We start from the raw sequence: 26,002 nt of genomic DNA, 5'->3' as shown, positions 1-26,002 counted from the left end.
TCAGGTGAGGTCGGACCAGAAGGGGACCTGCTTGGCGCTGCCGGGCAGGCCGCCGGGTGGCAGGTCGAACTCGCGCTGGAGGTACGCGGGCAGCGTGTCGCCGTACACGACGACGTCGGTCTGCATGACGGAGAAGACGGGCAGATCGGTCTCGGGCAGTGCCGGGGTGTAGCGGTGGCCGTAGACGGGAACGAGCCGTGGGGTCTGTTCGAGCATGCGGCGGGCGACCGACAGCGCGAACGCCGTGCGTGAAGGGCGGTCGCCCCAGGCGGCGAGCCAGAAGCCGTTCTCCTGCACGTCGAACAGCACCCCGTCGACCGGCGCGGCGAGCCGCTCGGCGAGCTGGTCGGGGTCGCCGTCGCGCCAGTCGGGCCAGCGCCCGCCGACCGGCAGCCCGGCCGTGAGCAGGGCACGATGGTCGGGGTTGAAGACGAACCCGAAGCGCCTGGCCAGCCCGGCGAACTCGGCCGCGGTCAGCGGGTCGGCGACCCGCGCCGGCAGCGCCGCCAGCAAGTCGCGGGCGTACGCCGCGGACAGGCTCATGGGCCGAGTGTAGGCGTCAGGCCGCCGGCGGAGCGGTGCTTCCCCGCGGCACGAGCTGCGGTGTCGTGTCCTGGAAACCGCGGATCTCGGCCCCGTCGAGGATCTTCAGCAGCTGGTCGGCGGCGTGCGCGCCGTACGCCGCGATGTCGCGGCTGACCGCGGACAGCTGCGGGTGCAGCAGCTGGCACAGCGGCGAGTCGTCCCAGGCCACGATGGACAGCTGGTGCGGCACGGCGATGCCCATCTCATGCGCGACGCCGAGCCCGGCCACGGCCATGGTGTCGTTGTCGTAGACGATCGCGGTCGGGGAGGGGCGGCGCGACAGCAGCGCCCGGGTGGCGCGGGCGCCCTCCTCACCGGTGTAGTCGGTGTACACCGTGGTCACGTCCGTGAGGCCGACCCGGTCGGCGGAGTCGGCGACGGCCTGGCCGCGCACCGAGGTGTGCCACAGGTCGGCGAGCCCGGCGACCCGGGCGATGCGCCGGTGCCCCAGCGCGGCCAGGTACTCGACCACCGAGGTGGTCACCGCGACCTCGTCGCTCCACACGCCGGGCAGCGTGCCGAGGCCGTGCGGGCCGCCGATGACCACGCACGGCATGTTCAGCTCCTCCAGCAGCGGCACGCGCGGGTCGTCCCGGCGCAGGTCCACGATGATCACGCCGTCCACCCGGCGCTGCGCCCACCAGCGGCGGTACGTCGCCATCTCGCGCTCGCGGTCCTCGGTGACCTGCATCAGCAGGCTGACGTCGCGGGCCGACAGGGTCGCCTCGATGCCCGAGATGAGCTGCATGAAGAAGGACTCGATGCCCAGCGTGCGGGCCGGGCGGTCGACGATCATGCCGAGCACGCCGGTGCGGCCGTCGGACAGCGCCCGCGCCGCGCTGCTGGGGTGCCAGCCGAACTGCTCGGCCACGGCGAGGATGCGCCGCCGGGTCTCCTCGGACACACCTGGCCGGCCGTTGAGCGCGTACGACACCGCGCCTTTGGACACCCCCGCCGCGCGGGCGATGTCGGCGATGGTTACCCGCTTCATATGAGCTCCAGCTGCGTTGTGAATGATCGAAGCCCCTGTCGTGCTGAACAGTTCAGCACGAAAGGAGCTCCGATCACAGTGCTCAGTCGGTGTACCCGGGCATGGGGAAGGACTGCAGGAGGTCGCGCACCTCGCCGGCGATGCGCTCGCCGGTGGCCGGGTCGTCCTTGACCGCGGCGGTGACCGCCTCGTCCATCCACGCCGCGACCTGCGGCATGTGCTGCTCGGTGAGGCCGCGCGTGGTGAGCGCGGCGGTGCCCAGGCGGATGCCGGACGGGCTCCACGGCTTGCGCGGGTCGTAGGGCACCGTGTTGAAGTTCAGCTCGATGCCGGCCGCGTCCAGCGCCTTGGCGGCGGGCTTGCCCTCGATGCCCTTGCCGGTCAGGTCGATGAGCAGCAGGTGGTTGTCGGTGCCGCCGGAGACCAGGTCGAAGCCCCGGTCGTTGAGCGCGGTCGCGAGCGCCTTGGCGTTCGCGACGACCTGGTGGGCGTACGCGGTGAAGGTCGGCTGCGCCGCCTCGTGCAGCGCGACGGCGATGCCGGCGGTGGTGTGGTTGTGCGGGCCGCCCTGCAGGCCGGGGAAGACGGCCTTGTCGATGGCGGTGGCGTGCTCGGCGCTCGCCATGATCATGGCGCCACGCGGGCCGCGCAGGGTCTTGTGGGTGGTCGTGGTGATCACGTCGGCGTGGCCGACCGGCGACGGGTGTGCCCCGCCCGCGATCAGGCCCGCGATGTGCGCGATGTCGGCGACCAGGATCGCGCCGACCTCGCGGGCGATCGCCGCGAAGGCGGGGAAGTCGATGGTGCGCGGGATCGCCGTGCCGCCACAGAAGATCATCTTGGGGCGTTCGGCCAGCGCGATGTCGCGGACCAGGTCCATGTCGATGCGCCCGGTGTCGCGCCCGACGGTGTAGTGCACCGGCCGGAACCACTTGCCGGTCGCCGACACCGGTGAACCGTGCGTCAGGTGCCCGCCCTGCGCCAGCTCCAGCGACAGGAAGGTGTCGCCGGGCGTCATGAACGCCAGGTAGACCGCGAGGTTGGCGGGCGAGCCGGAGTACGTCTGCACGTTGGCGTGCTCGGTGCCGAACAGCGCCTTGGCCCGCTCGATCGCCAGCGTCTCGATCTGGTCGCAGAACTGCTGGCCCTCGTAGTAGCGCTTGCCCGGATACCCCTCGGAGTACTTGTTGTTCAGCACCGTCCCGCAGGCTTCGAGCACCGCCGTCGACACGTAGTTCTCCGACGCGATCATCCGCAGCTTGTCGTGCTGCCGCTTCGCCTCACCCTCGATCAGGGCCGCCAGCGCCGGATCGGCCGCGGTCAGGTGCGGCAGCTTGGGCTCGTGCATCGCAAAACTCCTCGCAATCGGTACCACCCGCATCCTATGCCGCCCATGATCACCCACCGCCAGGGGTGCGTTGATCATGAACTTATGGCACGGGTCGACGGCGTGTCCCCGTCCTAACCTCATGATCGCCCAGGGTTCGACGGCTGGGTGATCATGAAGTTGTGGTCGCGACACGCCGCTGAGCCGTGCCATAAGTTCATGATCGACGGGAAAAGGGCACGCTGGTTGGCCATGAACTGTGGGTTCATGGCCAACCAGCGTGAGGGAGTCCTCCCGCGGGGGCGAGCCTGCGGGGGAGTCGAGGGTTACGGGACGCGGCGGTACGCGCCGTCGCTGGCGCTCGTGGCCATCGACGCGTACGCCCGCAGAGCCGCGCTCACGGGGCGCTGCCGGTCGACCGGGGTGTACGGTTTTTCCCGCTTGTCCTGAACAATACGCCTCTCGGCCAGCACCTGCTCAGGGACCTCCAGCACCATCGATCGGGCGGGGATGTCGATGGCGATGGTGTCGCCGTTCTCGACCAGCGCGATCAGGCCGCCGCCGGCCGCCTCGGGCGAGATGTGCCCGATGGACAGGCCGCTGGTGCCGCCGGAGAAACGCCCGTCGGTGATCAGCGCGCACGCCTTGCCCAGGCCCCGGCCCTTGAGGAACGAGGTCGGGTAGAGCATCTCCTGCATGCCGGGGCCGCCGCGCGGGCCCTCGTACCGGATGACGACCACGTCGCCGGCGACGATCTCGCCGCCCAGGATGGCGGTGACCGCGTCGTCCTGCGACTCGAACACCTTCGCCGGGCCGGTGAAGCGCAGGTTCTCCTCGGCGACACCGGCGGTCTTCACCACCGCGCCGTCCGGGGCCAGGTTGCCGAACAGGATGGCCAGGCCGCCGTCGGCGGAGTACGCGTGGGCCAGGTCCCGGATGCAGCCGTTGGCCGCATCGGTGTCCAGCGTGGACCACACGTTCTCGGTGCTGAACGGCTGCGTGGTGCGCACCCCGCCGGGCGCGGCGTGGAACAGCTTCTCCGCCTCGGGCAGGGTCGCACCGCTGCGGATGTCCCAATCGGACAGCCAGCCCGCCAGGTCGGGCGAGTGCACCGCGTGCACGCCGGTGTGCAGCAGCCCCGCCCGGTTCAGCTCGCCGAGCAGGGCGGGGATGCCACCGGCCCGGTGCACGTCCTCCATGTGGTACTGCTGGCTGTTCGGGGCGACCTTGGCCAGGCACGGCACCCGCCGCGAGACGGCGTCGATGTCGGCCACGCCGAAGTCCAGCTCCGCCTCGCGGGCGGCGGCCAGCAGGTGCAGCACCGTGTTGGTGGAGCCGCCCATGGCGACGTCGAGCGCGACCGCGTTCTCGAACGCCTCGCGGGTGGCGATGGCGCGCGGCAGCACGGAGGCGTCGTCGCCGTCGTAGTAGCGCTTGCACAGGTCCACGATCAGCGACCCGGCCCGCTCGAACAGCGCCTTGCGGGCGGCGTGGGTGGCCAGCGTGGAGCCGTTGCCGGGCAGGGCCAGGCCGATCGCCTCGGTGAGGCAGTTCATCGAGTTCGCGGTGAACATGCCGGAGCAGGAACCGCAGGTCGGGCAGGCGGACCGCTCGATCTGGCCGAGCTGCTCGTCGCTGACCGCGTCGTTGGAGGCGGCGATCATCGCGTCGATCAGGTCGAGTTTGGTGTGCACGACGCCCTCGACGGCGACCGTCTTGCCGGCCTCCATCGGGCCGCCGGAGACGAACACCGTGGGGATGTTCAGGCGCAGCGCGGCGAGCAGCATGCCGGGCGTGATCTTGTCGCAATTGGAGATGCACACGAGCGCGTCGGCACAGTGCGCGTTCACCATGTACTCGACCGCGTCGGCGATCAGCTCGCGGCTGGGCAGCGAGTAGAGCATGCCGCCGTGGCCCATGGCGATGCCGTCGTCGACGGCGATGGTGTTGAACTCGCGGCCCACGCCGCCGGCCTCGGCGATGGCGTCGGAGACCAGGCCGCCGAGGTCCTTGAGGTGTACGTGCCCCGGCACGAACTGGGTGTAGCTGTTGGCGACGGCGATGATCGGCTTGCCGAAGTCGCTGTCGGTCATACCGGTGGCACGCCACAGCGCGCGGGCGCCGGCCATGGTGCGACCGTGAGTGGAGGTGCGGGAACGCAGCTCGGGCATGTCGTAAGTGTGTCACTCGTCCGAGCACGCGCCCAGCTCAGCGTTGCTGTGTCCACACCCCGGGACGGTGGTGATGCGGGAATGTCGCACAACGTGTCTCGCTTTGTGCTCACCGCTGCGGCAGAGTGGTGACGTGGACCTCCCCCCGGGGCTCGCGATAGCCGTACTGGCGAGCGTGTTGACCGCTGTGCCTGTGGTCTGGGCACTGGCGACGAATCGGCTGGTCGACCAGCACGGCCTGGTCGTCCGCGCGAACCGGCTCAGCGCCGGTGCGCTGATGGTGTACGCACTCGCCGCCCCGATCGCCTGGGTGCACACGGCCGGCTGGCCGGACGGCTGGGTGGACCTGTTGAGCAGCCGGATGGTGCTGGGCGGCCTGCTCGGCCTTCCCGCGTCGATCGCCGCGCTGCTGCTGGTCGCCGCGCTCCTGGAGATCACCGATCAGGTGGTGGGTGACGGCGCGCGCCTGCGGCTGATGCTCGAATCGCTGATGGTGGCGTCGGGCCTGTTCATCGTGGCGTGGACCTTCCTGCTGGCGCCGGTGAAGCCCGGTGGGCACCACGCCCTGCCGGGTGCCTGCGTGCCGGTGCTGGTCGCCACGATCCTGTGCTCGGTGGTGCTGGGGTTGAGCGCGGTGCTGCTGGTGCGTGCGCAGCTTCGGCAGGGGCCGCTACTGCGGCACTGCGTCGGCGCGGGGCTGATGGCGGTCGGCATGACCACGATCGCCGGAGGCGCGTGTTACGGAGCGCCGCTGGTGGTGGTCGTCGCGGCGGCTGCCCTGCCGATCGGCGCGGCGCTGTGGTTCATCGGACCGCCGCCGCCGCCGCGGGCCAGCGACGCCGAGTCCGTGTCGCCGAGTTCGGGCCTGGCCGCGGGCCTCGCGCCGGTGATCACGATCTCCTTCGTGGTGGTGCTCGGCTACAGCCGGGGGATGGGCATCGAGCCGGTCACGGCCCTGGTCGGCATCGTCAACGGGCTGTTCATGGTCGGCCGGCAGTACCTGGCCGTGGTGGACGTGCGCAAGGCCAACAACCGGCTGGCCGACAGCGAGTCGCACTTCCGCGAGCTGGCCCACACCGACCCGCTGACCGGCCTGGCCAACCGCCGAGGGCTGCTGCGCACGATGTATCTCGACGCGGCCGGCGGGCCGCCGTGCGTGCTGCTCACGCTGGACCTGGACGGGTTCAAGAACGTCAACGACATGCGCGGCCACGACGCGGGCGACGCGGTGCTGATCGAGGTCGGCCAGCGGCTGCGGCTCAACCTGCGGCCCGGCGACCTGCCCGCGCGGCTGGGCGGCGACGAGTTCGCGGTGCTGATGTGGAGCCGGCCCGGGGAGGCGGCGAAGGTCGCCCAGCGGCTGCTCGCGGTGCTGTCCCGGCCGTACCAGCACGGGGCCGCCGACATCTTCCTGTCCGCCAGCATCGGCCTGGCCGGCTGCGGCGCGGCCGACGACATCCCGACCCTGCTGCGCAACGCCGACCTGGCCCTGCGGGCCGCCAAGCAGCGCGGCAAGAACCGGGTCGAGCTCTACGACGAGGTGTACGACAAGCAGCTGCGCCGCCGCACCGCGATCGAGCACGAGCTGCGGGGCGCGATCGACCGCCAGGAGCTGTCGCTGGCGTACCAGCCGGTGGTGGCCCTGCCCTCGACCCGCCCGGTCGGCGCGGAGGCGCTGATCCGCTGGAACCATCCGGAGCTGGGCCCGGTCGGGCCGCTGGAGTTCATCCCGATCGCCGAGGAGACCGGCCAGATCGAGGCGCTCGGGGCGTGGGTGCTGGACCAGGCCTGCCGCCAGCTGTCGCGCTGGGTGCAGGAGGGCTACGACGTCTGGGTGTCGGTGAACATCTCCCCGCGGGAGCTGCACTCCACCAAGTACGTCACCGGCGTGAAAGAGGTGCTGCGCAAGCACCGGGTGCCGCCGTCGCGGCTGGTGCTGGAGGTGACCGAGCACGCCGTCGCCACCGACCTGGACGAGTTCCGGCGCACCCTGGCCGCGCTGCGCGCGCTGGGCCTGCGTATCGCGCTCGACGACTTCGGAGCGGGTTACTCCTCGCTGGGGCAGCTGCGGCAGATGCCGGTGGACATCCTCAAGATCGACCGTGACCTGGTCATCGACGCGCCGTCCGACCACGGGCCGGGCGCGCCGATGGTGGATGTGGCGGTCCGCCTCGGTCAGCGCCTCGGCCTGCAGGTGATCGCCGAGGGCATCAGCGAGCCGCACCACCGCCGCCTGGTCGAGGCGACCGGCTGCCCGTACGGGCAGGGCCAGCTGTTCGGCATGGGCGTGCCCGCCGAGCACCTGGAGGCCCGGCTGGCGTCCTCGGCCAACGGGGGGCTCAAAGCCCTGCCCGCAGCCCCGCCCAAACCACTGCCGAGCGCGCCGTCCGCGAACGCAGGCCCGCCGCCGACCAAGACGCTGCCGAGCAGCGCGACCGGTTCGGGAGGCAGCACGTCACCAGCCAAATCCTTGCCGCTGACGCAGCCGATCGGCGGGCTCTCGTCGTCTCGCGTCAGCGAGGCGAGCGGCAGCTCAGCGGGACGTCACGACACGGTCGTCCCAACATCCGGGAGCAGTTGACTCAGCGGCTGAGATGCGTCAAGCTGAGCCCATGTCGACCTCTCGGCCGTCCGCCCGAGTACTTACCTGAGCGCACTCTCAAACTGACGAGAGTGCGCTGGCCCCCGTGCGAACTTTGCACGAGGGCTTTTTTGTTGGCCGGACGCCCTGAGACCTTCCAGATGCCAAAGGTGATCGGAAATGACTAGACCCAGCCCGGAGTCCCTGGCCCAGCGGGCCGCGGCGCAACGATCAGCGCCCCCCGCCGCCACCAGCGCCCAGTCCGCCCCCGTCGCGGCCACCGGCGCGCAGAGCCTCGTCAAGTCGCTGGAGGCGCTCGGGGTAGAGGTGGTCTTCGGGATTCCCGGCGGCGCCATCCTTCCCGCGTACGACCCGCTGTTCGACTCGAAGCTGCGCCACATCCTGGTCCGCCACGAGCAGGGCGGCGGGCACGCCGCGACCGGGTACGCCCAGGCCACCGGCAAGGTCGGCGTGTGCATGGCGACGTCGGGCCCTGGCGCGACGAACCTGGTGACGCCGATCGCGGACGCGTACATGGACTCGGTGCCGCTGGTGGCGATCACCGGCCAGGTGGCCCGCCCGGCGATCGGCACCGACGCCTTCCAGGAGGCGGACATCCAAGGCATCACGCTGCCGATCACCAAGCACAACTTCCTGGTGCAGTCCGCCGAGGACCTGCCCCGGGTGCTGGCCGAGGCGTTCCACCTGGCGGCCACCGGCCGCCCCGGTCCGGTCCTGGTCGACATCCCGAAGGACGTGCTGCAGGCGCAGACCACGTTCAGCTGGCCGCCGACGCTGGACCTGCCCGGATACCGGCCGACCCTGCACCCGCACGGCAAGCAGATCCGCGAGGCGGCCCGCCTGATCATGTCGGCCAAGCGCCCGGTGCTGTACGTCGGCGGCGGCGTGCTCAAGGCCCAGGCCACCGACGCGCTGCGCGAGCTGGCCGAGCTGACCGGCATCCCGGTGGTCACCACGCTGATGGCCCGGGGCGCGTTCCCCGACTCGCACACCCAGCACGTCGGCATGCCCGGCATGCACGGCACGGTGTCGGCGGTGTACGCGCTGCAGCGCAGCGACCTGCTGATCACCCTGGGTGCGCGCTTCGACGACCGGGTCACCGGCAAGCTGGACAGCTTCGCCCCGGACGCCCAGGTCATCCACGCCGACATCGACCCGGCCGAGATCGGCAAGAACCGCCACGCGGACGTGCCGATCGTGGGCGACGTCAAGCACGTGATCGAGGAGCTGATCACGGCGCTGAAGGCGGAGTCCCACCCGGCTCGCGAGGACTGGTGGGCGCAGCTCAACGACCTGCGCACCCGCTACCCGCTGGGCTGGGAGGAGCCGGAGGACGGCACGCTCGCCCCGCAGTACGTGATCAAGCGGCTGGGCGAGATCGCCGGTCCGGACGCGGTCTACGTGGCGGGCGTCGGCCAGCACCAGATGTGGGCCAGCCAGTTCATCTCGTACGAGAAGCCGGCCACCTGGCTCAACTCCGGCGGCCTGGGCACCATGGGCTACGCCGTCCCGGCCGCCATGGGCGCGAAGGTGGCCCGGCCCGACGCGGTGGTGTGGGCGATCGACGGCGACGGCTGCTTCCAGATGACCAATCAGGAGCTGGCCACCTGCGCGCTCGAAGGCATCCCGATCAAGGTGGCCGTCATCAACAACGGCAACCTGGGCATGGTCCGGCAGTGGCAGACGCTGTTCTACAACGAGCGCTACTCCAACACCGACCTGGGCACGCACAAGCACCGCATCCCCGACTTCGTGAAGCTCGCCGAGGCGCTGGGCTGCATCGGCATGCGCTGCGAGTCCGCCGAGGACGTCGACAAGACGATCGAGGCCGCCATGGCGATCAACGACGCGCCCGTGGTCATCGACTTCGTGGTCGGCAAGGACGCCATGGTGTGGCCGATGGTCGCCGCCGGCACCAGCAACGACGAGATCATGTTCGCCCGGGGCGTGCGTCCCACCTTCGACGAGGATGACATCTGATGAGTAAGCACACGCTTTCAGTGCTCGTCGAGAACAAGCCCGGTGTGCTGGCGCGCGTGGCGGGGCTCTTCTCGCGGCGCGGGTTCAACATCGACTCGCTGGCGGTGGGGGAGACCGAGCACCCCGAGGTCTCCCGCATCACGGTCGTCGTCAACGCCGACGAGCAGCCACTGGAGCAGGTCACCAAGCAGCTCAACAAGCTGGTCAACGTGCTGAAGATCGTGGAGCTGGAGGCCAGCACCGCGGTGCAGCGCGAACTCCTGCTGGTGAAGGTCCGGGCCGACCGCCCGGTGCGCTCGCAGGTGCTGGAGACGGTCGAGCTGTTCCGGGCCAAGGTCGTGGACGTGGCCCCGGATGCGCTCACCATCGAGGCGACGGGCACCGCCGAGAAGCTCGACGCGCTGCTGCGCGACCTGGAGCCGTACGGGATCAAGGAGATGGTGCAGTCGGGCCTGGTCGCCATCGGCCGCGGCTCGCGCAGCATCACCGCCAACCCGGCCCTGCGCCTGGCCGCCTGACCACCCACCCGGCGGCGGGCCTCCGGGCCCGCCCCACTCCCGCCGCAACTCTCAAAGAGTCGCGGCATCCCGAACCCTCCGAGGCCGCAAGTCTTTAAGAGTTGCGGCAGGGGAGGGCCGGGCGGGACGAGACGATCAACTGGTGGGACGCGGGATGGCCGCGTGCACCTGCCGCCGGGGGTCGGGGCGAAGATGCCCTGGCCCGGCGAGTGACCTTGAGAGGGAACGAGAATGGTTGAGATCTTCTACGACGACGACGCGGACCTGTCGATCATCCAGGGCCGCAAGGTCGCGGTGATCGGGTACGGCAGCCAGGGTCACGCCCACGCGCTGTCGCTGCGCGACTCGGGTGTCGACGTGCGCGTCGGGCTCAAGGAGGGCTCGAAGAGCCGCGCCAAGGCGCAGGAGCAGGGCCTGCGCGTGGTCACGCCGGCCGAGGCGGCGGCCGAGGCCGACGTCATCATGCTGCTGGCGCCGGACACCGCGCAGCGCTTCATCTACGCCGAGTCGATCGCCCCGAACCTGACCTCGGGCAAGGCGCTGTTCTTCGGCCACGGCTTCAACATCCGCTACGGCCTGATCACCCCGCCCGCGGACGTGGACGTGGCGATGGTCGCCCCGAAGGGCCCCGGCCACCTGGTGCGCCGCCAGTACGTCGACGGCAAGGGCGTGCCCTGCCTGATCGCCATCGAGCAGGACCCGACCGGCGGCGCGCAGGCCCTGGCCCTGTCGTACGCCAAGGCGATCGGCGGCAGCCGGGCCGGCGTCATCAAGACCACCTTCAAGGAGGAGACCGAGACCGACCTGTTCGGTGAGCAGGCCGTCCTCTGCGGTGGCGCGTCCGCGCTGGTCCAGGCGGGCTTCGAGGTGCTGACCGAGGCCGGGTACGCGCCCGAGGTGGCGTACTTCGAGTGCCTGCACGAGCTGAAGCTGATCGTGGACCTGATGTACGAGGGCGGCATCGCCCGTATGCGCTACAGCGTCTCCGACACCGCCGAGTACGGCGACGTCACCCGCGGCCCGCGCGTCATCGACGGCCGGGTCAAGGAGGAGATGAAGCGCATCCTCGGCGAGATCCAGAACGGCGAGTTCGCGCGCGAGTGGGTCGCCGAGGACGACAACGGCCGCCCGAACTTCACCAAGCTGCAGGAGCAGGGCGCGGTGCACCCGATCGAGGAGACCGGCGCCAAGCTGCGAGCCATGATGAGCTGGGTCGACCGGCCGATCACCGAGACCGCGTAAAGACTTTCCTCTCCCATAGGTGTCCGGCCGCGCAACCTTGCGGGCGGGCTTACCGGGCCGTGCCCAGGCGATCCCTGGGTACGGCCCGGTTTTTCTTGATCATGCCGTTTCGCCCGGTCAGCGCTTTCCGGCGCGCGCAGCGCGTTCTTGACCGGTTCCAAAGAGCGCCGGAAACGGACTGAGCAGCACGAACGTGAGTACCGTCACGCGGTGGCTTGGACCTGCGAAGCGCCCGCGAGCCCGTAGCATCGCGGGGGTAGGGCCCGACACGCAGTGCGGCGAACCGGGCTGAAGTCATCCAACTCTCTCCGTGAGGCAAGCTGTGACTCCCGTCGTTCTCATTGCCGAAGAACTCGCTCCCGCCGCGCTCGACGTGCTGGCGCACGACTTCGACGTGCGTCACGTCGACGGCACGGACCGGGCGGCACTGCTTGCCGCGCTGGCCGAAGCCGATGCCGTGATCGTGCGCAGTGCCACCCAGATCAACGCCGAGGCCATCGCCGCCGCGCCGCGCCTGAAGGTCATCGCCCGCGCGGGCATCGGCCTGGACAACGTCGAGGTGCCCGCCGCCACCGCCCGTGGCGTGATGGTGGTCAACGCGCCGACGTCCAACATCGTCTCGGCCGCCGAGCAGGCCATCGCGCTGCTGCTGGCCGTCGCCCGCAACACCGCCTCGGCGTCGTCGGCGCTGAAGAACGGCGAGTGGAAGCGCTCGAAGTACACCGGTGTCGAGCTGCAGGGCAAGACCGTCGGCGTGGTCGGTCTGGGCCGGATCGGCGTGCTGTTCGCGCAGCGCATCGCCGCGTTCGGCACCCGCCTGATCGCGTACGACCCGTACGTGCAGCCGGCCCGCGCGGCCCAGCTCGGCGTACGCCTGGTCGGCCTGGAGGAGCTGCTGCGCGAGAGCGACTTCATCTCGATCCACCTGCCGAAGACCCCGGAGACCGTCGGCCTGATCGGCGCCAAGGAGCTCCAGCTCGTCAAGCCCGACGTGCGGATCATCAATGCCGCGCGCGGTGGGCTGATCGACGAGGACGCGCTGGCGGAGGCGCTGGCCGAGGGCCGGGTCGCCGGCGTCGGCGTCGACGTGTACCTCAAGGAGCCGTGCACCACGTCGCCACTGTTCGCGTTCGACAACGTGGTCGCGACCCCGCACCTGGGCGCGTCGACGCACGAGGCGCAGGACAAGGCCGGCCTGGCCGTGGCCAAGAGCGTCAAGCTTGCGCTGCAGGGCGAGTTCGTGCCGGACGCGGTCAACGTCCAGGCCGGCGGCCTGGTCGCCGAGGAGGTGCGGCCGCTGCTGCCGCTGGCGGAGAAGCTGGGCAAGGTCTTCACGGCCGTGGCCGGTGGCGTCGCCGCCGGTGTCACCGTCGAGGTGCGGGGCGAGATCGTCAACCAGCACGACGTGTCGGTGCTGAAGCTGGCCGCCAGCAAGGGCCTGTTCAGCGCGATCGTCGAGGAGCAGGTCACCTACGTCAACGCGCCACTGATCGCGGCCGACCGCGGCGTCGAGATCGACCTGACCACCAACCCCGAGGTCAACGAGCACAAGAACCTGGTGACGGTGCGCGGCGCGCTGCCGGACGGGCGTACCGTCTCGGTCGCCGGCGCGGTGGTCACCCACGGCCTGCGCGAGCAGATCAAGCTGACCGAGCTGGACGGCTTCGACCTGGAGCTGGACGCCGACGGCAACCTGCTGTTCTTCCGCTACGCGGACCGGCCCGGTGTGGTGGGCGCGGTCGGCACCGTGCTCGGCGCGGTCGGCGTGAACATCGCGGCGATGCAGGTGGCCCGGCGCGAGGCCGGCGGCGAGGCGCTGATGACGCTGACCGTCGACTCGCCGGTCGCGGCCGACCTGCTGCAGCGTGCCGCCGAGAACATCGGCGCGGCGTCGGTCAGCGCGGTTGATCTCACCGAAGAGTGAGCAGGCGCTTGCGTAGCGTGTTGTCCGCTGGGTAACCTGCACGGGTGTCCACTGCGGACACGCTTGTCACGCGTTCGGGACGGGTCTTCGGGTGACCCCTGCCGCGGCGGGTGACGAGCAGCCAGACGAGCACCGTTCGGCCCGGTGAGCTGTTGCCGCAGCTCACCGGGCCGAACTGCGTACCAGGGCAGAATTTCTTGCCCGAGTGGCGCACTCTCGTCGGCATGATTCCTCTCGTCGGCCACCGGGGCCGGGCAGCAGAATGCCGGTCATGCCGATGACCGAGCCCATGACCGCGTGGCGGGACCTGCCGGTGGCGCGACGCGAGGAAGCCCGTCGTGCGGGCCGGGCCGGAACGGTGCCCGCAGATCCCACGGTGCAGGACGCCATGATCGCCCGCCATCACGCCTGGCTGCGCGGCAGCAGGTGGTCGGCCTGGTTGGTCCTGGCGCTCGTGCCCGTGGTGCTGCTGGTCACCTGGCGCGCCGACGGCCCGGCACAGTCATGGGTGCGCCTCGCGGGCGTCGGGGCCATGGTGCTCGCGTCGGCCGCCCTGATGGGCGTCGAGATCGCCCGCGGCCGGTGGGCCCGGACCGTCGCGCCCGCCCGGGTGGCCGCCGCACTGCGGGACACCCGCGGCGCGGTGCCGACGGAAGGACGGCAGTCAGGGATCGGCCTGCCGCTCATCGCCATCCCTCTGTTCGGCGTGCCGGTCGTGTACCTGTACCTGATGATCGACACGTGGGACATGGAGCGTGACCTGCAGGCGGAGGCGTTCCCGGGGGAGCCGTTCGACTGGGGCGCCCTACGCGGCTGGGCGATCGTGTGGGCGCTCACCCTGCTCGTGCCTGCGTTGATCAGCCTGGTCCACGCGTACCGGCTGCGGCCCTTCGACCGCGGGCCCGCGGTCCGGGTGGACGAGGCGGGCATCTGGATCCGGCGGCTGCGGGTCACCGTGCCCTGGACCGAGGTCGTCGGCCTGCACGCCGTCGGCCCGAACACGCGCGACGGCGTGGGCCTGGCCGTGCAGGTGCGCGACCCGGACCGGATCGTGGCGCTGAGCACCTACCCGGCCTGGTCACGCCGGTATCTGCTGTGGGGGTTGCGCGGCGGCGACCGGTGGATCGTGGTTGACGAGCACCTGCTGCGCGAGCCCGCCGACGGGCTGCTGGCCGCGGCACTGGCCTACCAGGCGACCCACCCGCCCGCGTCCGGCGCGCAGGGCGGCTGGGGCTGGTGGTGAGCGGCCACGGCCGTTGATCCGTTTTTGTGGACGCCCGGTGCCCCTGTAGGGCGTCCAGCGTCCACGAAAACGGATCAACGCACTGCGCCTGCTGTCATGGGCGGTTCGCGGTGATTGCGGTGTCAGAACGGGTAGGCGGATCGCTGGACGGCGACCGGAGCGTGGGCGTCGAGGAAGGCGCCGACCGGGTCGACGATGCGCGGATCGCCGAGGACCCGGCGGTGTCCGAGCCCGCTCGTGATCAGCAGCTGTGAGCCCGGATAGGCGGCGTGGATCCGGTGGGCGTGGTCGACGCCGACCACGTCGTCGTCGGTGTCGTGCACGACGAGCAGCGGGACCGCCAGCGCGGCCGGTTCGTGCACGCTGGAGAACCGCTGCCACAGGTCGGCGACGCCGATGTCGCGCACCGAGTGCTCGCGCAGGTGCCGGGCGAGTGAGGGGCGCAGGCGCAACTGCCGGGTGAACTCGGTGACGAGGTGGTCGAATTCGGCCGGACCGGCGACCGCGACCAGGCAGCCGGCGCGCAGTCCGGTACGCAGCGCGTGGAAGGCGCAGGGCACGCCGAAGGAGTGCGCGACGACGGCCGCGAAGTCGCCGTGCCGTTCCTGCAGTGCTCGCATGATGCGCTCGTACTGGAGCAGGTTGGTCGTGGTGCCGCCGGAGTCGCCGTGGCCGGGCGCGTCGAAGGTGACCGGGCTGTAGCCGCGGTCGAGCAGGTCGGCGATCATCCCGGCGAACCGGGAGCCGCGCGAGCTCCAGCCGTGCACGAGCAGCACCGGCCGGCTGCCGTCGCCCCAGCTGTAGGTGGCGACCGCGACACCGTCGAGATCGACCTGTCCGACCGTGGCCGCCGTGTGCACGTCCTGCTCGCGAGGGTGGACCGCGGCGCGCCCGGCCGGGCGGAAGAAGAGCTGGTAAGCCATGCGCCGGGCGAGGGGCGGGGCGAGCACGGCGGTGGCGTTGAGGAGCCGCCCGGTCATCAGGATCGCTGCCTTCATGACGGCAGGCTAGCAATCAATAAGAACGACCGATCGGTTAGTTATCTCACAGTGCCTCAGGGCTCGCGCACTGCCCCAGGTCACAGTGGTAATCCGGCCGCCGGAGACTGGTTCGTGGCAGCATTCCGGCATGAGTGAGTCGTCCCAGACCGAGATCGTCATCGCGCCGGTCGGTTTCGAGCACCTGCGCCAGGTTCTCGACCTCGGCTACCGGGTCTTCGACACGACGGTGAAGCCGTACACCTCGTGGTCGCTGACCGCCGTCGCCGAGCACCTGGACAGCGGCGACAGCGCGTGCTGGGTGGCACTGGACGGCGCCAAGGTGGTCGGCTTCGTGCTCGGCTCGCAGACCTTCGAGCTGCGCGACGACTGGGGCTACCTGGAGTGGATCGCGGTGGACCCGGCGTACCAGGGCAGGGGCATCGCGGGGCGGCTGGTGAACGCCTGCTGCGAGGCGCTGTTCGCGGGCGGGGCGAGTCGGGTGGTGACCGACGTCGAGTCGTCCAACAGCGCGTCGGCGACACTCATGTCGCGCAACGGCTTCGCGCCCGCGGTCACGGTGACCCTGTTCGTGCGCAGCAGCCAGCCCGACGAGGAGCCCGGGCGGGCCGTACGCGGCGTCTCCAAGCGCCCCCTGATTCGCAGCGGCCGGCTGCTCGGCGACCACCGCAATCCCTGACCGCGAAGTCCACATGGTGGAACGGATGTACCGTTGGGTGGGAGTGAGGCTTAACGTTCGGTAGACATGTGGCATGAGCGGTAGGGAGCGGGCTGGCATGCGGATCGCGGTCGTGGCAGGGGACGGTATCGGCGCCGAGGTGGTGGCGGAGGGGCTCAAGGTCCTCGACGCGGTGCTGCCGGGCGTGGAGACCACTCCGTACGACCTGGGCGCGGCGCGTTACCACCGCACCGGTGAGGTGTTCCCGGACTCGGTGCGCGACGAGCTGGCCCAGCACGACGCGATCCTGCTCGGTGCGGTCGGCGACCCCAGCGTGCCGCCGGGTGTGCTGGAGCGGGGCCTGCTGCTCAAGCTGCGCTTCGACTTCGACCAGTACGTCAACCTGCGTCCGTCGCGCCTGTGGCCCGGGACCGCGGGCCCGCTGGCGAACGTCAAGCCGGGCGAGATCGACTTCGTCGTCGTGCGCGAGGGCACCGAGGGCCTGTACGCGGGCGCCGGCGGCGGCCTGCACCGGGGCACCCCGGCGGAGATCGCCACCGAGGAGAGCCTGAACACCCGCCACGGCGTGGAGCGGGTCATCCGCGATGCCTTCGCGCGGGCGGCCGGCCGGACCCGCCGCAAGGTCACCATGGTGCACAAGACCAACGTGCTGACCCACGCGGGCGGCCTGTGGGCGCGCACCTTCGCCGAGGTGGCGAAGGAGTTCCCGGACATCGCGACGGAATACCAGCACGTCGACGCGGCGGCCATGTTCATGGTGACCAACCCGCAGCGCTACGACGTGATCGTCACCGACAACCTGTTCGGCGACATCCTCACTGACATCGCGGCCGCCGTCACCGGTGGCATCGGCCTGGCCGCGAGCGGCTGCATCAACCCGACCCGGGCGTTCCCGTCGATGTTCGAGCCGGTGCACGGCTCCGCTCCGGACATCGCGGGCCAGGGCAAGGCCGACCCCGTGGCGGCGATCCTGTCGGTGGCGCTGTGCCTGGAGCACCTGGGCCACCCCGACGAGGCTCGCAAGATCGAGGAGGCCGTGGCGACGGAGCTCTCCGGGCGCACCGGCGAGCCGATCCGCACCGCCGAGGTCGGCGACCGGGTATCCGTACTCGTAGCATGACCGCAGGGCTCCGGTCCGCGCGGTGACCGGGGTGGATGCGTACAAACTGCCCAGGTCATCGGCCGGGCTGGGGTTGAACGACCGTTAGAGGTAAGTTTTCCCCCAGATCCCCGAACGATGGAGGGCAGCGCGCATGAGTGGCGGTGGCACGATCGACTTCGAGATCCGTCCGAGTTCGCAGCCGGTATCGGCCACGGAGCGCGAGGCGCTGCTGGCCAACCCCGGTTTCGGGCGGGTCTTCACCGATCACATGGTGACCATCCGGTACGCCGAGGGCAAGGGCTGGTACGACGCGCGCGTCGAGGCGCGGGCGCCGATCCCGATGGACCCGGCCACGGCCGTACTGCACTACGCCCAGGAGATCTTCGAGGGCATGAAGGCGTACCGCCGGGCCGACGGCCAGGTGGGCTTCTTCCGCCCCGACGCCAACGCCCGCCGGTTCGCCGAGTCGGCGCACCGCATGGCGATGGCCCCGCTGCCGGAGGACCTGTTCCTGAACTCGATCCGGCAGCTCGTCGGCATCGACCAGGAGTGGATCCCGACCAGCGCCGAGGGCAGCTTGTACCTGCGCCCGTTCCAGTACGCCAGCGAGGTCTTCCTCGGCGTGCGGCCCGCGCGCGAGTACCTGTACTGCCTGATCGCGTCGCCGGTCGGGCCGTACTTCTCCGGCGGGCTCAAGCCGGTCACCATCTGGGTGTCCGACGACTACACCCGGGCGGCCCCCGGCGGCACCGGCGCGGCCAAGTGCGGCGGCAACTACGCCGCCTCGCTGCTCGCCCAGGCCCAGGCCGCTGAGAACGGCTGCGACCAGGTCGTCTACCTCGACGCCGTGGAGCGCAGGTACGTCGACGAACTGGGCGGCATGAACGTCTTCTTCGTCCGCAAGGACGGCTCGATGTTCACGCCGGAGCTGAACGGCTCGATCCTGCCCGGCATCACCCGCGACTCGGTCATCACGCTCGCCCGCGAGCAGGGCCGGCAGGTCGAGGAGCGCCCGGTCACCATCGACGAGTGGCGCGACGGCGCGCGCAGCGGCGAGATCGTCGAGACCTTCGCCTGCGGCACCGCCGCCGTGCTCACCCCGATCGGCACCGTGCGCGGCGTCGACGGCGAGTTCAAGCTCGGCGACGGCGGCACCGGCCCGGTCACCGCCGCCCTGCGCCAGACCCTCGTGGACATCCAGTACGGCCGCGCGACCGACCCCCACGGCTGGACCACCACCCTCTAGCCAGGTCTCGGACAAAGGAAGGGCACCTTCTTAACGCTCCGCGTTATAGAAGGTGCCCTTCTTAACGCCGTGGGTGCCTTTGGCTGGGAGGTCGCGACCGGACGCCGGAAACGGCCGACGGCGCACGACGCCGCAGCCGCGACGCGGGAACCCCTACCGAGACGCGGGACTCTACCGAGAGAGGCGGGAGCCGCGGCGAGAATGACGTGGGAACCTCAGCGAGAGAGACGCAGGGACCGCGGCGAAAGAGGAGGCGCGGCGCCCCGCTCGGCGGCGTTGCCGCATAGCAGATCCACACCGCCGGTGGCGGTTTTCCACAAGCGGTGCTTCGTCCACAGGCGAGCCTGGTCGTGTGGTTGTCCGCGGTGGCGGCGACGGCGACCCTGCCGTGCATGACTTCCGACTCCGCCCCCGTGCTCGACGAGCTGGCGCACCGCCAGCAGCAACTGCTCACCCGCGCACAGGTGCTGGCCACCGGGCACACCGACATGATGATCTACCGTCGGATCCAGACCGGCCGCTGGCAGCGGGTGCTCGCCGGCGTCTACTGCGTGCACGGCGGCGCACTCACCGACGAGCAGCGCCGCGTCGCGGCAGCCCTGTACGCGGGCCCCGACGCGCAGATCACTGGCCCCTGCGCGCTGTCCTGGTACGGCTTCCGCGCCCTGCCGCCCGCGCCCGAGGTGAACCTCCTCGTCCCGCACGCGACCCGCTGCCGTTCCAACGGCTTCGCCGTGGTGAAGCGGGCACTGTCCCTGGACAGCCGTGCCCGCCACACCGAGCACTACCGGGTGGCCAGCCCGGCCCGCGCGGTCGTCGACACCTGTCGTGAGCTGCGCGAGCTGCGGATCGTCCGGGCGGTCATGGCGGAGGCGGTGCAGCGGTTCCGGGTGCCGTTGAAGGGGCTTGACCTGGAGATCCGGCGAGCGGGTCGCAGCCGCACCGCGGTGGTGCGCAAGGTGCTGGCCGAGATTGCGGGAGGTGCGCGCTCAGTACCCGAGGCGCAGGCCCGTGCCCTGCTCGCCAACCTGCCGGAACTGGGCACGGTGCTGTGGAATCCGCGGCTGGCGCTGACGGACGGCACGCCGCTGCCCACGCCCGACGGCTACGTGCCGGGCGCGGCGCTGGCGATCGAGGTGGACTCCCGCGAGTTCCATCTGAGCCCCGAGGACTGGGCCCGTTCGCTGGAGCGGCACAACCTGCTCGGACGGCACGGCGTCCAGGTGCTGCACTTCACGCCCTCGTTCGTGGCGGGTCGCCCGGAAGAGGTACGCCGGATCGTCGCCGAGGCCGCGACCCTGAGGAAGGGGTTCCGTACCAGCGTGCGCGTGGTGCGGAGTTAACAAGATGCCCTTCCTCTACGAAAACCGATGGGAAGAGCTGCTGCTCGTCTCGCTGACGCGAGCCGACGATGCCCTTCCCTCGCTCGAAGGAGGGGGTCAGCGGGGTGGGCGGTGGGTGCTGGTGGGGCGGGATCCCGAGGGGCGGGAGCCGTGCGGGCGGGTGCCGGCGGGTCGGGTGCCTGCCCAGCGTGCTGCGAACGATCGTATGACCCCAAATTGGGACTCGACGTGCGCCAGGTGCCGTTCTACGTTGTCAGGTGCCATGTCGGACCTCCTCGATACCTCACCTAACGACCGCGCTGACGGGCGGTCGCTGCCCGGTGCGCGTCACCGGGCGGGTTCGAGGGGTGGCAGGACTGCTGCTCAGACTGCTCGGCGCAGGGTCGGGGTGGGTTTGAGGGCGGCGGGCCGGGGCAGGGCTTTCGGGGCGAGCCGGCGGCGTGCGGTGACAGGCAGGTCCAGGAACGAGGCGTCGAGCGCCACCAGCGCCTGTACCAGGGCGGACTGGAACTCGTCCGGGTCGGGCAGCTGCCAGCCGATGCTTTGCGGCGACACCTTCCAGCGGATCGGCCCGTCGGGCAGGACCGTGGGCGGGGCGGGGATCCACGAGCCGATGGAGTGGCGCACCACGTCGACCCGGTGGTCCAGTTCCGGGGCGAGCGTGCCGCCCGAGCGCATCAGGAACATCCAGCTGCCCGCGGCGGTGACCGCGACGGGGCCGCGTACGCGGCCCGCGGACGTCGCGCGGCCGGGGCCGGTCGGCGGCCCGCACACGGCCCGTGAGCCGAGCAGAGCGGGCACCTCCAGCACGTCGAAGGCGTATCCGGTGGGCAGCAGCAGCGCGTGCGGGCGCTCGCTCCACCACTGGTCGAACTGCTCGGACCTGACGCTCGCCCGGGTCTCCCAGTCGTCGTACAGCGGGTGGCTGCTGGTGGCGAAGCAGTTCGTGCGGTCGCAGGCCATGCGCCGGCCGTTGAAGTATCCGCCTGGCATCACCGCCCAGCCATGCTCGGCGAAACGCTGCGCTGCCAGGCGCAACCGCCGCCGTAACAGGCCTTTGCCGAACGGCGCCTGTGGCCACCGCATGAGTCCGACCCCCTCTTCCGGGTTAAGGGAATCGATCCTGGAGATCGACATCCACGAAAGCCGTCACCGATGCGTCGAGTCGTCGTTACATCGACAACAGTCCAGAGCAACCGTCTGAATGCATTGTCCAACTGCAACTTGCATCTGAAGATACGAGTGTCGGACCGGATGTGGGCGCACAGACTGTGCGACTCGGTCAGACCGACCCGATGAGGGGAGGGCTGGAGGATGGACGAGCTGCCGATAGGGCGCCGGGTGTCATACTGGCGCAACCGCCGGAAGATGTCGCAGCAGGTCTTCGCCGACCGCCTGGGCAAGTCGAAGAGCTGGGTGGACAAGGTGGAGCGCGGCGTGCGCCGGCTCGACAAGTTCTCGGTCGTGTACGAGATCGCCGACGTGCTCCAGCTCGACGTCCAGCTGCTGCTGGGCAAGGACCCGGAGCGCCGGCCCGACAGCATGAACTGCATCGACCAGATCGAGGTCGCCGAGATCCGCTCCGCGCTGGAGCGCTACGACCAGATCAGCGCGTTCTTCTACGCGGCCGCCGAGCCGCCGCCGATCGCGGAGATGCGCAAGGCCGCCCTGCACGCGTGGCAGACCTGGGAGCACGGCCGCTACGGCGTGCTGGCCCGCGCGCTGCCCAAGCTGCTGCGCGACGCCCAGGCCGCCGACACGGCGTACGCCCACTCCGACGACTCCCGCGAGGCCGCGCACCTGCTCGGCCAGGTGTACCAGCTGGCGTCCTCGGTGCTGCGCAAGCTCGGCGAGCTGGATCTGAGCTGGCTGGCCGCGGACCGCTCCATCGCGGTGTCGCAGCGGGCCGGCGACCAGCTGCTCGCCGGGGTGGCCACCACCCGGGTCGCCAACGCGCTGCGGGCGCTTGGCCGACACCGGGCGGCACTCGAAGTCAACGTCAACATCGCCAACCGGCTCTGCCCGACCCCGGGCGAGACCGCCGACGACCAGCTCTCGGTGTACGGCTTCCTGCTGCTGCAGGGCGCGATGGCCGCCTCCTGCATCGGCGACAGCGCGACGATGCGCGACCTGCTGACCGCGGCCCAGGACGCGGCGGCCGGGCTCGGCGGCGACAAGAACCACTACTGGACCAGCTTCGGCCCGACCAACGTGCTGGTGCACCGGGCCGCGGCGGCGGTGGAGCTGGGCGAGGGCGGCCTGGCCATCGCCATCCACGACGGGCTGGACCCGACCGCGTTCAACGCGATGCTGCCCGAGCGCCGCGCCCACCACTACCTCGACATGGCGCGCGGTTTCGCCCAGGTCGGCGACGTCGAGCGGGCGGGCGAGATGCTGCTGGAGGGTGACCTGCTGGCGCCCGCAGAGATCCGCTGCCGCCCGATCGCCCACGAGGTGCTCAGCGACGTGCTGCGGCGCACCCGCGGCACGCCCACTGCCGCGCTGGCCGAGCTGGCCGAACAGATGGGGGTGGGTGTGTGAACCGGCCCGTGCTGTACGTCATCGCCTGCGGCTCGCCGGTGACCCGGGACGTCGGGCTGCTGGTCGGGCTCGCCCAGGAGCGCGGGTACGACGTGTGCGTGGTCGTCACGCCGGACGGGCGCAAGTTCGTCGACGTGCCGCAGCTCGCGGCGCTGACCGGACACCCGGTGCGCAGCACCTACAAGAACCCGGGTGATCCCGACGTGCTCCCGTCGCCGGACGCGCTGGTCGTGGCCCCGGCGACGGTGAACACCGTGAACAAGTGGGGCGCGGGCATCGCGGACACGCTGGCCCTGGGGCTGATCGTGGAGAGCCAGGGCAAGGGGCTGCCGATCGTGGCGATGCCGTTCACCAACGCGGCGATGGCCCGGCACCCGGCGTTCCAGGAGAACATCGTGCGGCTGCGCGGCTGGGGCATCACCGTGCTGTACGGCGACGACGTGCTGAAACTGCCCGCCCCCGGCGAGGGCGACGCGTACCGCCACGAGTTCCCGTGGGCGCTGGCCCTGGACGCGGTGGAGAAGCTCTGCCCGCCGGGAGCCTGACGCCGCCCGCGCCACGCGGGGCCGCGCCCGTTGCGCAGTAGTCTGTCCGGGTGACCTGGACTGTCGCGTCTTTCACCGCACTGCTGGAGACCGAGTTCCCGCCGCGGTGGGCCGAGCCGTGGGACCGCGTCGGGCTGGTCGTCGGGCGTCCCGAGCAGCCGGTGACGCGCGTGCTGGCGGTGGTCGACGTGCTGCCGAGCACGGTCGCCGAGGCGCTCGACACCGGCGCCGACATGATCATCGCGCACCATCCGCTGCTGCTCAGCGGCGTGTCGTCGGTGGCCGCGACGACCTACCAGGGCCGGATCATCCACGACCTGATCGGCAACGGGGTGGCGCTGTACGTCGCGCACACCAACGCCGACGTCGCCGAGCCCGGTGTCAGCGACGCGCTCGCAGACGCCCTCGGCCTGCTCGACACCCGCCCGTTGCGGGCCACCGAGGAGGGCTGCGGCTTCGGCCGGATCGGCCGCCTGCCCGCGCCGCTGACCCTGGGCGAGTTCGCGCACCTCGCGGCCGCCTCGCTGCCGGTCGCCAACTGGGGCGTACGCGTCTCCGGCGACCCGGCCCGGCCGGTGTCCACCGTCGCGGTGTGCGGCGGGTCCGGCGACGAGTTCATCCCCGACGCCGTCGCCGCCGACGTGGACGTCTACCTGACGGGGGACCTCAAACACCACCGCGTCGCGGACCTGCGGGCCTCGGGCGGCCCGGCGCTGGTCGACGCGGGGCACTACGCCACCGAGCGGCCCTGGCTGACACCCCTGGCCGCCTGGCTGCGTACGGCGACCGGACTTGAGACCATCGTCTCCGACACGACCACCGACCCGTTCGGGTTCCACGCCTGCGCGACACTTGACCCGGTCGCCTGAACGTGGCCTTTGACAACTGGACAACCGCGAGAGAAGGAGTGCCGACGTGAAGGCCGACCCGAAGGACCAGCAGCGGTTGCTCGACCTGCAGGCGATCGACACCACGCTGCAGCAGCTGGCGCACCGGCGCAAGAACCTGCCGGAGTTCGCCGAGCTGGACGTGCTCGGCAAGGCGATCGGCCGGCTGGAGGACGAACGGGCCCGCGCCGAGGTCGACGTCGACGACCTCGACCGCGACATCGCCCGGCTGGAGCGCGAGGTCGACACCGTACGCCAGCGCCGGGCCAAGGACCAGCAGCGTATGGACGACGGGCGGCTGCCCGCGCGGGAGCTGACCGCGCTGGAGCACGAGATCGGCTCGCTCACCCGGCGGCAGTCGGAGCTGGAGGACGCCGAGCTGGAGCTGATGGAGAAGCGTGAGACGGCGCAGGGCGCGCTCGAGGCGGTCGACGAGAAGATCTCCGTCGCCCGGGAGAAGCGCATCGCCGCGGAGACCCGCCGGGACGAATCCATCGCCGAGATCGCCAAGGAGGCGGAGTGGAAGCAGACAGCCCGCCGTCCGCTGGCCGCCGATCTGCCCGCCGAGCTGGTGCAGCTGTACGACAAGATCCGTGAGTCGTCCGGCGGGCTCGGCGCGGCCCTGGTGCAGCACGGCCGCTGCGGCGGCTGCCGCCTGGAGCTGTTCGGCGCGGACCGCAACCGGGTCAAGACCGCCGCCCCGGACGAGGTCGTGCGCTGCGAGGAGTGCCGCCGCATCATGGTCCGCACGGCGGAGTCCGGGCTGTGAGCATCGGAAAGGTCATCGTCGAGGCCGACGGCGGCGCGCGCGGCAACCCCGGCCCGGCCGGGTACGGCGCGGTCGTGCGCGACCCGGCCAGCGGCGAGGTGCTCGCCGAACGGGCCGCCGCACTCGGCGTGACCACCAACAACGTCGCCGAGTACCGGGGGCTCATCGCGGGGCTGCAGGCCGCCGCCGAGCTGGGCGCGTCGCAGGTCGAGGCGCGTATGGACTCCAAGCTGGTGGTCGAGCAGATGTCCGGCCGCTGGCAGATCAAGCACCCGGGGCTGCGCCCGCTCGCCGCCGAGGTGGCCACGCTGGTGCGTAAGTTCGACCAGGTCACGTACACGTGGATCCCGCGCGAGCGCAACCGGGCCGCCGACGCCCTGGCCAACGCGGCCATGGACGCCGCCAAGGGCGGGGCGGGCACGAGCGGCCTGGACGGGGAGACCGCGTTCGGCATCGTCACCGCATGGGACGCGGACGCCTTCCCGGCCATCCCCGAATCCGGCGAACCGGCAACGGGCGCCGGGTCGGGCCGGGTGGCCGGTCAGGGCACCGCGGGAACCAGCCGGGCCGCCGGCTCCGGTTCTGCCGCGGGCTCGGGCAAGTCCGCCGCCACGGCGGGGCGGCCACGCGAGGACTGGGCCCCGCGAACCGCCCCGGCCACCCGGCTGGTGCTGGTCAGGCACGGGGAGACCGAACTGACCGCGCAGAAGCGCTACTCCGGCCGTGGTGACGTGCCGCTGTCGGCGGTGGGGGAGGAGCAGGCCGCGGCCGCCGGACGGCGGGTCGCGGGGCTGCGCCCCGACCGGGTGGTCAGCTCGCCGCTCAGCCGGTGCAAGGCCACCGCGGCGGCGATCGCGTCCGCGGCGGGCGGCATCCCGGTCAGCGTCGAGGCCGACCTGATCGAGTGCGATTTCGGCGTGTGGGAGGGGCTGACCTTCGGCGACGTGCGCGAGCAGTACCCGGCCGAGCTGGACGCCTGGCTGGCCTCGACCTCGGTCGCGCCGCCGAAGGGCGAGTCGTTCCAGCAGGTCGCCAAGCGGGTGCGCGGGGTGATGGGCAAGCTGCAGAAGGCGTACGAGGGCCAGACGGTCGTCATCGTGTCGCACGTGTCGCCGATCAAGCTGATCCTGCGCGACGCGCTCGCGGCGGGCGACGCGTTCCTGTACCGGCTGCTGCTGGACCCGGCCGGCGTCTCGGTCGTCGACGTGTGGCCCGACGGGGGCGTCTCGGTGCGCTCGGTCAACGACACCGCACACCTGCTGCCCAGCGCCTGACAAACGTCAGGAAGGGCACCTGCCACAACGCGGAG

Annotated in this window: 21 protein-coding genes; 15 read left to right on the top strand and 6 right to left on the bottom strand. The window is 71.3% G+C overall.

Annotated features, from left to right (window positions below; genetic code table 11):
• From AB0B35_RS10045 to ilvD, 4 genes are all read right to left on the bottom strand, one after another.
• Nucleotides 1-543 (bottom strand): hypothetical protein, encoded by a 543-nt coding sequence (locus tag AB0B35_RS10045; protein ID WP_361043083.1) that lies wholly within the window; start codon nucleotides 541-543, stop codon nucleotides 1-3.
• A gap of 16 nt (nucleotides 544-559) precedes the next feature.
• Entirely contained in the window at nucleotides 560-1,576 is a 1,017-nt protein-coding gene (locus AB0B35_RS10040) for a LacI family DNA-binding transcriptional regulator (protein ID WP_361043080.1), read from the bottom strand.
• An 82-nt stretch (nucleotides 1,577-1,658) separates the two neighbouring features.
• Nucleotides 1,659-2,924, bottom strand: a complete 1,266-nt coding sequence (gene glyA / locus AB0B35_RS10035) for a serine hydroxymethyltransferase (RefSeq protein WP_361043077.1) — start codon at nucleotides 2,922-2,924, stop codon at nucleotides 1,659-1,661.
• Between the two features lie 305 nt (nucleotides 2,925-3,229).
• Entirely contained in the window at nucleotides 3,230-5,074 is a 1,845-nt protein-coding gene (ilvD, locus tag AB0B35_RS10030) for a dihydroxy-acid dehydratase (RefSeq protein ID WP_361043075.1), read from the bottom strand.
• Nucleotides 5,075-5,207: 133 nt separating this feature from the next.
• Here ilvD and AB0B35_RS10025 point away from each other — a divergent pair, with 133 nt between their 5' ends.
• The 6 genes from AB0B35_RS10025 to AB0B35_RS10000 all read left to right on the top strand — a co-directional run bounded on the left by AB0B35_RS10025 (nucleotide 5,208) and on the right by AB0B35_RS10000 (nucleotide 14,583).
• A complete protein-coding gene (locus AB0B35_RS10025) occupies nucleotides 5,208-7,655 on the top strand; it encodes an EAL domain-containing protein (RefSeq protein ID WP_361043072.1) in 2,448 nt (815 codons plus the stop codon).
• 180 nt (nucleotides 7,656-7,835) lie between these two features.
• On the top strand, nucleotides 7,836-9,656 hold the full coding sequence (locus tag AB0B35_RS10020) for an acetolactate synthase large subunit (RefSeq protein ID WP_361043070.1): 1,821 nt from the start codon (nucleotides 7,836-7,838) through the stop codon (nucleotides 9,654-9,656).
• Complete coding sequence (gene ilvN, locus AB0B35_RS10015; protein WP_120318427.1) at nucleotides 9,656-10,174, top strand: acetolactate synthase small subunit; 519 nt, start codon at nucleotides 9,656-9,658, stop codon at nucleotides 10,172-10,174. The genes AB0B35_RS10020 and ilvN overlap by 1 nt, the downstream gene beginning before the upstream one ends.
• A 231-nt stretch (nucleotides 10,175-10,405) precedes the next feature.
• Complete coding sequence (ilvC, locus tag AB0B35_RS10010) at nucleotides 10,406-11,416, top strand: ketol-acid reductoisomerase (RefSeq protein ID WP_360520640.1); 1,011 nt, start codon at nucleotides 10,406-10,408, stop codon at nucleotides 11,414-11,416.
• A gap of 322 nt (nucleotides 11,417-11,738) precedes the next feature.
• Entirely contained in the window at nucleotides 11,739-13,340 is a 1,602-nt protein-coding gene (serA, locus tag AB0B35_RS10005; protein ID WP_361043067.1) for a phosphoglycerate dehydrogenase, read from the top strand.
• Between the two features lie 271 nt (nucleotides 13,341-13,611).
• Nucleotides 13,612-14,583 (top strand): hypothetical protein, encoded by a 972-nt coding sequence (locus AB0B35_RS10000; protein ID WP_361043065.1) that lies wholly within the window; start codon nucleotides 13,612-13,614, stop codon nucleotides 14,581-14,583.
• Nucleotides 14,584-14,705: 122 nt separating this feature from the next.
• Here the strand turns inward: AB0B35_RS10000 and AB0B35_RS09995 are convergent, their stop codons facing one another.
• On the bottom strand, nucleotides 14,706-15,581 hold the full coding sequence (locus tag AB0B35_RS09995) for an alpha/beta hydrolase (RefSeq protein ID WP_361043063.1): 876 nt from the start codon (nucleotides 15,579-15,581) through the stop codon (nucleotides 14,706-14,708).
• Nucleotides 15,582-15,711: 130 nt separating this feature from the next.
• Between AB0B35_RS09995 and AB0B35_RS09990 the strand changes: the two genes are divergently transcribed.
• The 4 genes from AB0B35_RS09990 to AB0B35_RS09975 all read left to right on the top strand — a co-directional run bounded on the left by AB0B35_RS09990 (nucleotide 15,712) and on the right by AB0B35_RS09975 (nucleotide 19,951).
• Nucleotides 15,712-16,260: a GNAT family N-acetyltransferase gene (locus tag AB0B35_RS09990; protein WP_361043060.1), complete on the top strand. Its 549-nt coding sequence runs from the start codon at nucleotides 15,712-15,714 to the stop codon at nucleotides 16,258-16,260.
• Nucleotides 16,261-16,357: 97 nt separating this feature from the next.
• Nucleotides 16,358-17,380, top strand: coding sequence for a 3-isopropylmalate dehydrogenase (locus AB0B35_RS09985; protein ID WP_361043057.1), 1,023 nt, complete (start codon nucleotides 16,358-16,360; stop codon nucleotides 17,378-17,380).
• A gap of 133 nt (nucleotides 17,381-17,513) precedes the next feature.
• Entirely contained in the window at nucleotides 17,514-18,608 is a 1,095-nt protein-coding gene (locus AB0B35_RS09980) for a branched-chain amino acid aminotransferase (protein WP_360520620.1), read from the top strand.
• Between the two features lie 392 nt (nucleotides 18,609-19,000).
• The gene (locus AB0B35_RS09975; protein WP_361043054.1) at nucleotides 19,001-19,951 is read left to right on the top strand and encodes a type IV toxin-antitoxin system AbiEi family antitoxin domain-containing protein; all 951 of its coding nucleotides are present in this window, start codon (nucleotides 19,001-19,003) and stop codon (nucleotides 19,949-19,951) included.
• 363 nt (nucleotides 19,952-20,314) lie between these two features.
• Here the strand turns inward: AB0B35_RS09975 and AB0B35_RS09970 are convergent, their stop codons facing one another.
• Entirely contained in the window at nucleotides 20,315-21,037 is a 723-nt protein-coding gene (locus tag AB0B35_RS09970; RefSeq protein WP_361043052.1) for a bifunctional DNA primase/polymerase, read from the bottom strand.
• Nucleotides 21,038-21,265: 228 nt separating this feature from the next.
• On the opposite strand from AB0B35_RS09970, the gene AB0B35_RS09965 reads away from it, so the two are divergent.
• From AB0B35_RS09965 to AB0B35_RS09945, 5 genes are read left to right on the top strand one after another with little or no spacing between them, the layout of a single operon-like run.
• On the top strand, nucleotides 21,266-22,492 hold the full coding sequence (locus AB0B35_RS09965) for a helix-turn-helix domain-containing protein (RefSeq protein WP_361043051.1): 1,227 nt from the start codon (nucleotides 21,266-21,268) through the stop codon (nucleotides 22,490-22,492).
• Nucleotides 22,489-23,037 carry a flavoprotein gene (locus AB0B35_RS09960; protein ID WP_361043049.1) on the top strand — a complete coding sequence of 183 codons (549 nt, stop codon included), beginning with the start codon at nucleotides 22,489-22,491 and terminating at the stop codon, nucleotides 23,035-23,037. Before AB0B35_RS09965 ends, AB0B35_RS09960 begins: the two co-directional genes overlap by 4 nt.
• A 50-nt stretch (nucleotides 23,038-23,087) precedes the next feature.
• A complete protein-coding gene (locus AB0B35_RS09955) occupies nucleotides 23,088-23,906 on the top strand; it encodes a Nif3-like dinuclear metal center hexameric protein (protein ID WP_361043047.1) in 819 nt (272 codons plus the stop codon).
• A gap of 46 nt (nucleotides 23,907-23,952) precedes the next feature.
• Nucleotides 23,953-24,693 (top strand): C4-type zinc ribbon domain-containing protein, encoded by a 741-nt coding sequence (locus AB0B35_RS09950; protein WP_361043045.1) that lies wholly within the window; start codon nucleotides 23,953-23,955, stop codon nucleotides 24,691-24,693.
• Nucleotides 24,690-25,967 carry a bifunctional RNase H/acid phosphatase gene (locus AB0B35_RS09945; RefSeq protein WP_361043043.1) on the top strand — a complete coding sequence of 426 codons (1,278 nt, stop codon included), beginning with the start codon at nucleotides 24,690-24,692 and terminating at the stop codon, nucleotides 25,965-25,967. The genes AB0B35_RS09950 and AB0B35_RS09945 overlap by 4 nt, the downstream gene beginning before the upstream one ends.
• Nucleotides 25,968-26,002: the final 35 nt, after the last annotated feature.

It is taken from the genome of Catellatospora sp. NPDC049133 (genome assembly GCF_040648455.1).
In the GTDB taxonomy this organism is placed as follows: Bacteria; Actinomycetota; Actinomycetes; order Mycobacteriales; family Micromonosporaceae; genus Catellatospora; species Catellatospora aurea.
Note: the sequence above shows the minus strand (reverse complement) of the source record. Positions and strands in the feature narration are given on the sequence as shown.

What these genes read in the sequence shown, in the direction of transcription:
- AB0B35_RS10000 (WP_361043065.1), top strand. Translation starts at nt 13,612, where the DNA reads ATGCCGATGACCGAGCCCATGACCGCGTGGCGGGACCTGCCGGTGGCG.
- AB0B35_RS09965 (WP_361043051.1), top strand. Translation starts at nt 21,266, where the DNA reads ATGGACGAGCTGCCGATAGGGCGCCGGGTGTCATACTGGCGCAACCGC.
- AB0B35_RS09990 (WP_361043060.1), top strand. Translation starts at nt 15,712, where the DNA reads ATGAGTGAGTCGTCCCAGACCGAGATCGTCATCGCGCCGGTCGGTTTC.
- AB0B35_RS09975 (WP_361043054.1), top strand. Translation starts at nt 19,001, where the DNA reads ATGACTTCCGACTCCGCCCCCGTGCTCGACGAGCTGGCGCACCGCCAG.
- AB0B35_RS10040 (WP_361043080.1), bottom strand. Translation starts at nt 1,576, where the DNA reads ATGAAGCGGGTAACCATCGCCGACATCGCCCGCGCGGCGGGGGTGTCC.
- ilvN (WP_120318427.1), top strand. Translation starts at nt 9,656, where the DNA reads ATGAGTAAGCACACGCTTTCAGTGCTCGTCGAGAACAAGCCCGGTGTG.
- AB0B35_RS10045 (WP_361043083.1), bottom strand. Translation starts at nt 543, where the DNA reads ATGAGCCTGTCCGCGGCGTACGCCCGCGACTTGCTGGCGGCGCTGCCG.
- AB0B35_RS09980 (WP_360520620.1), top strand. Translation starts at nt 17,514, where the DNA reads ATGAGTGGCGGTGGCACGATCGACTTCGAGATCCGTCCGAGTTCGCAG.
- AB0B35_RS09970 (WP_361043052.1), bottom strand. Translation starts at nt 21,037, where the DNA reads ATGCGGTGGCCACAGGCGCCGTTCGGCAAAGGCCTGTTACGGCGGCGG.
- ilvD (WP_361043075.1), bottom strand. Translation starts at nt 5,074, where the DNA reads ATGCCCGAGCTGCGTTCCCGCACCTCCACTCACGGTCGCACCATGGCC.
- AB0B35_RS10020 (WP_361043070.1), top strand. Translation starts at nt 7,836, where the DNA reads ATGACTAGACCCAGCCCGGAGTCCCTGGCCCAGCGGGCCGCGGCGCAA.
- AB0B35_RS09995 (WP_361043063.1), bottom strand. Translation starts at nt 15,581, where the DNA reads ATGAAGGCAGCGATCCTGATGACCGGGCGGCTCCTCAACGCCACCGCC.
- ilvC (WP_360520640.1), top strand. Translation starts at nt 10,406, where the DNA reads ATGGTTGAGATCTTCTACGACGACGACGCGGACCTGTCGATCATCCAG.
- AB0B35_RS09985 (WP_361043057.1), top strand. Translation starts at nt 16,358, where the DNA reads ATGCGGATCGCGGTCGTGGCAGGGGACGGTATCGGCGCCGAGGTGGTG.
- glyA (WP_361043077.1), bottom strand. Translation starts at nt 2,924, where the DNA reads ATGCACGAGCCCAAGCTGCCGCACCTGACCGCGGCCGATCCGGCGCTG.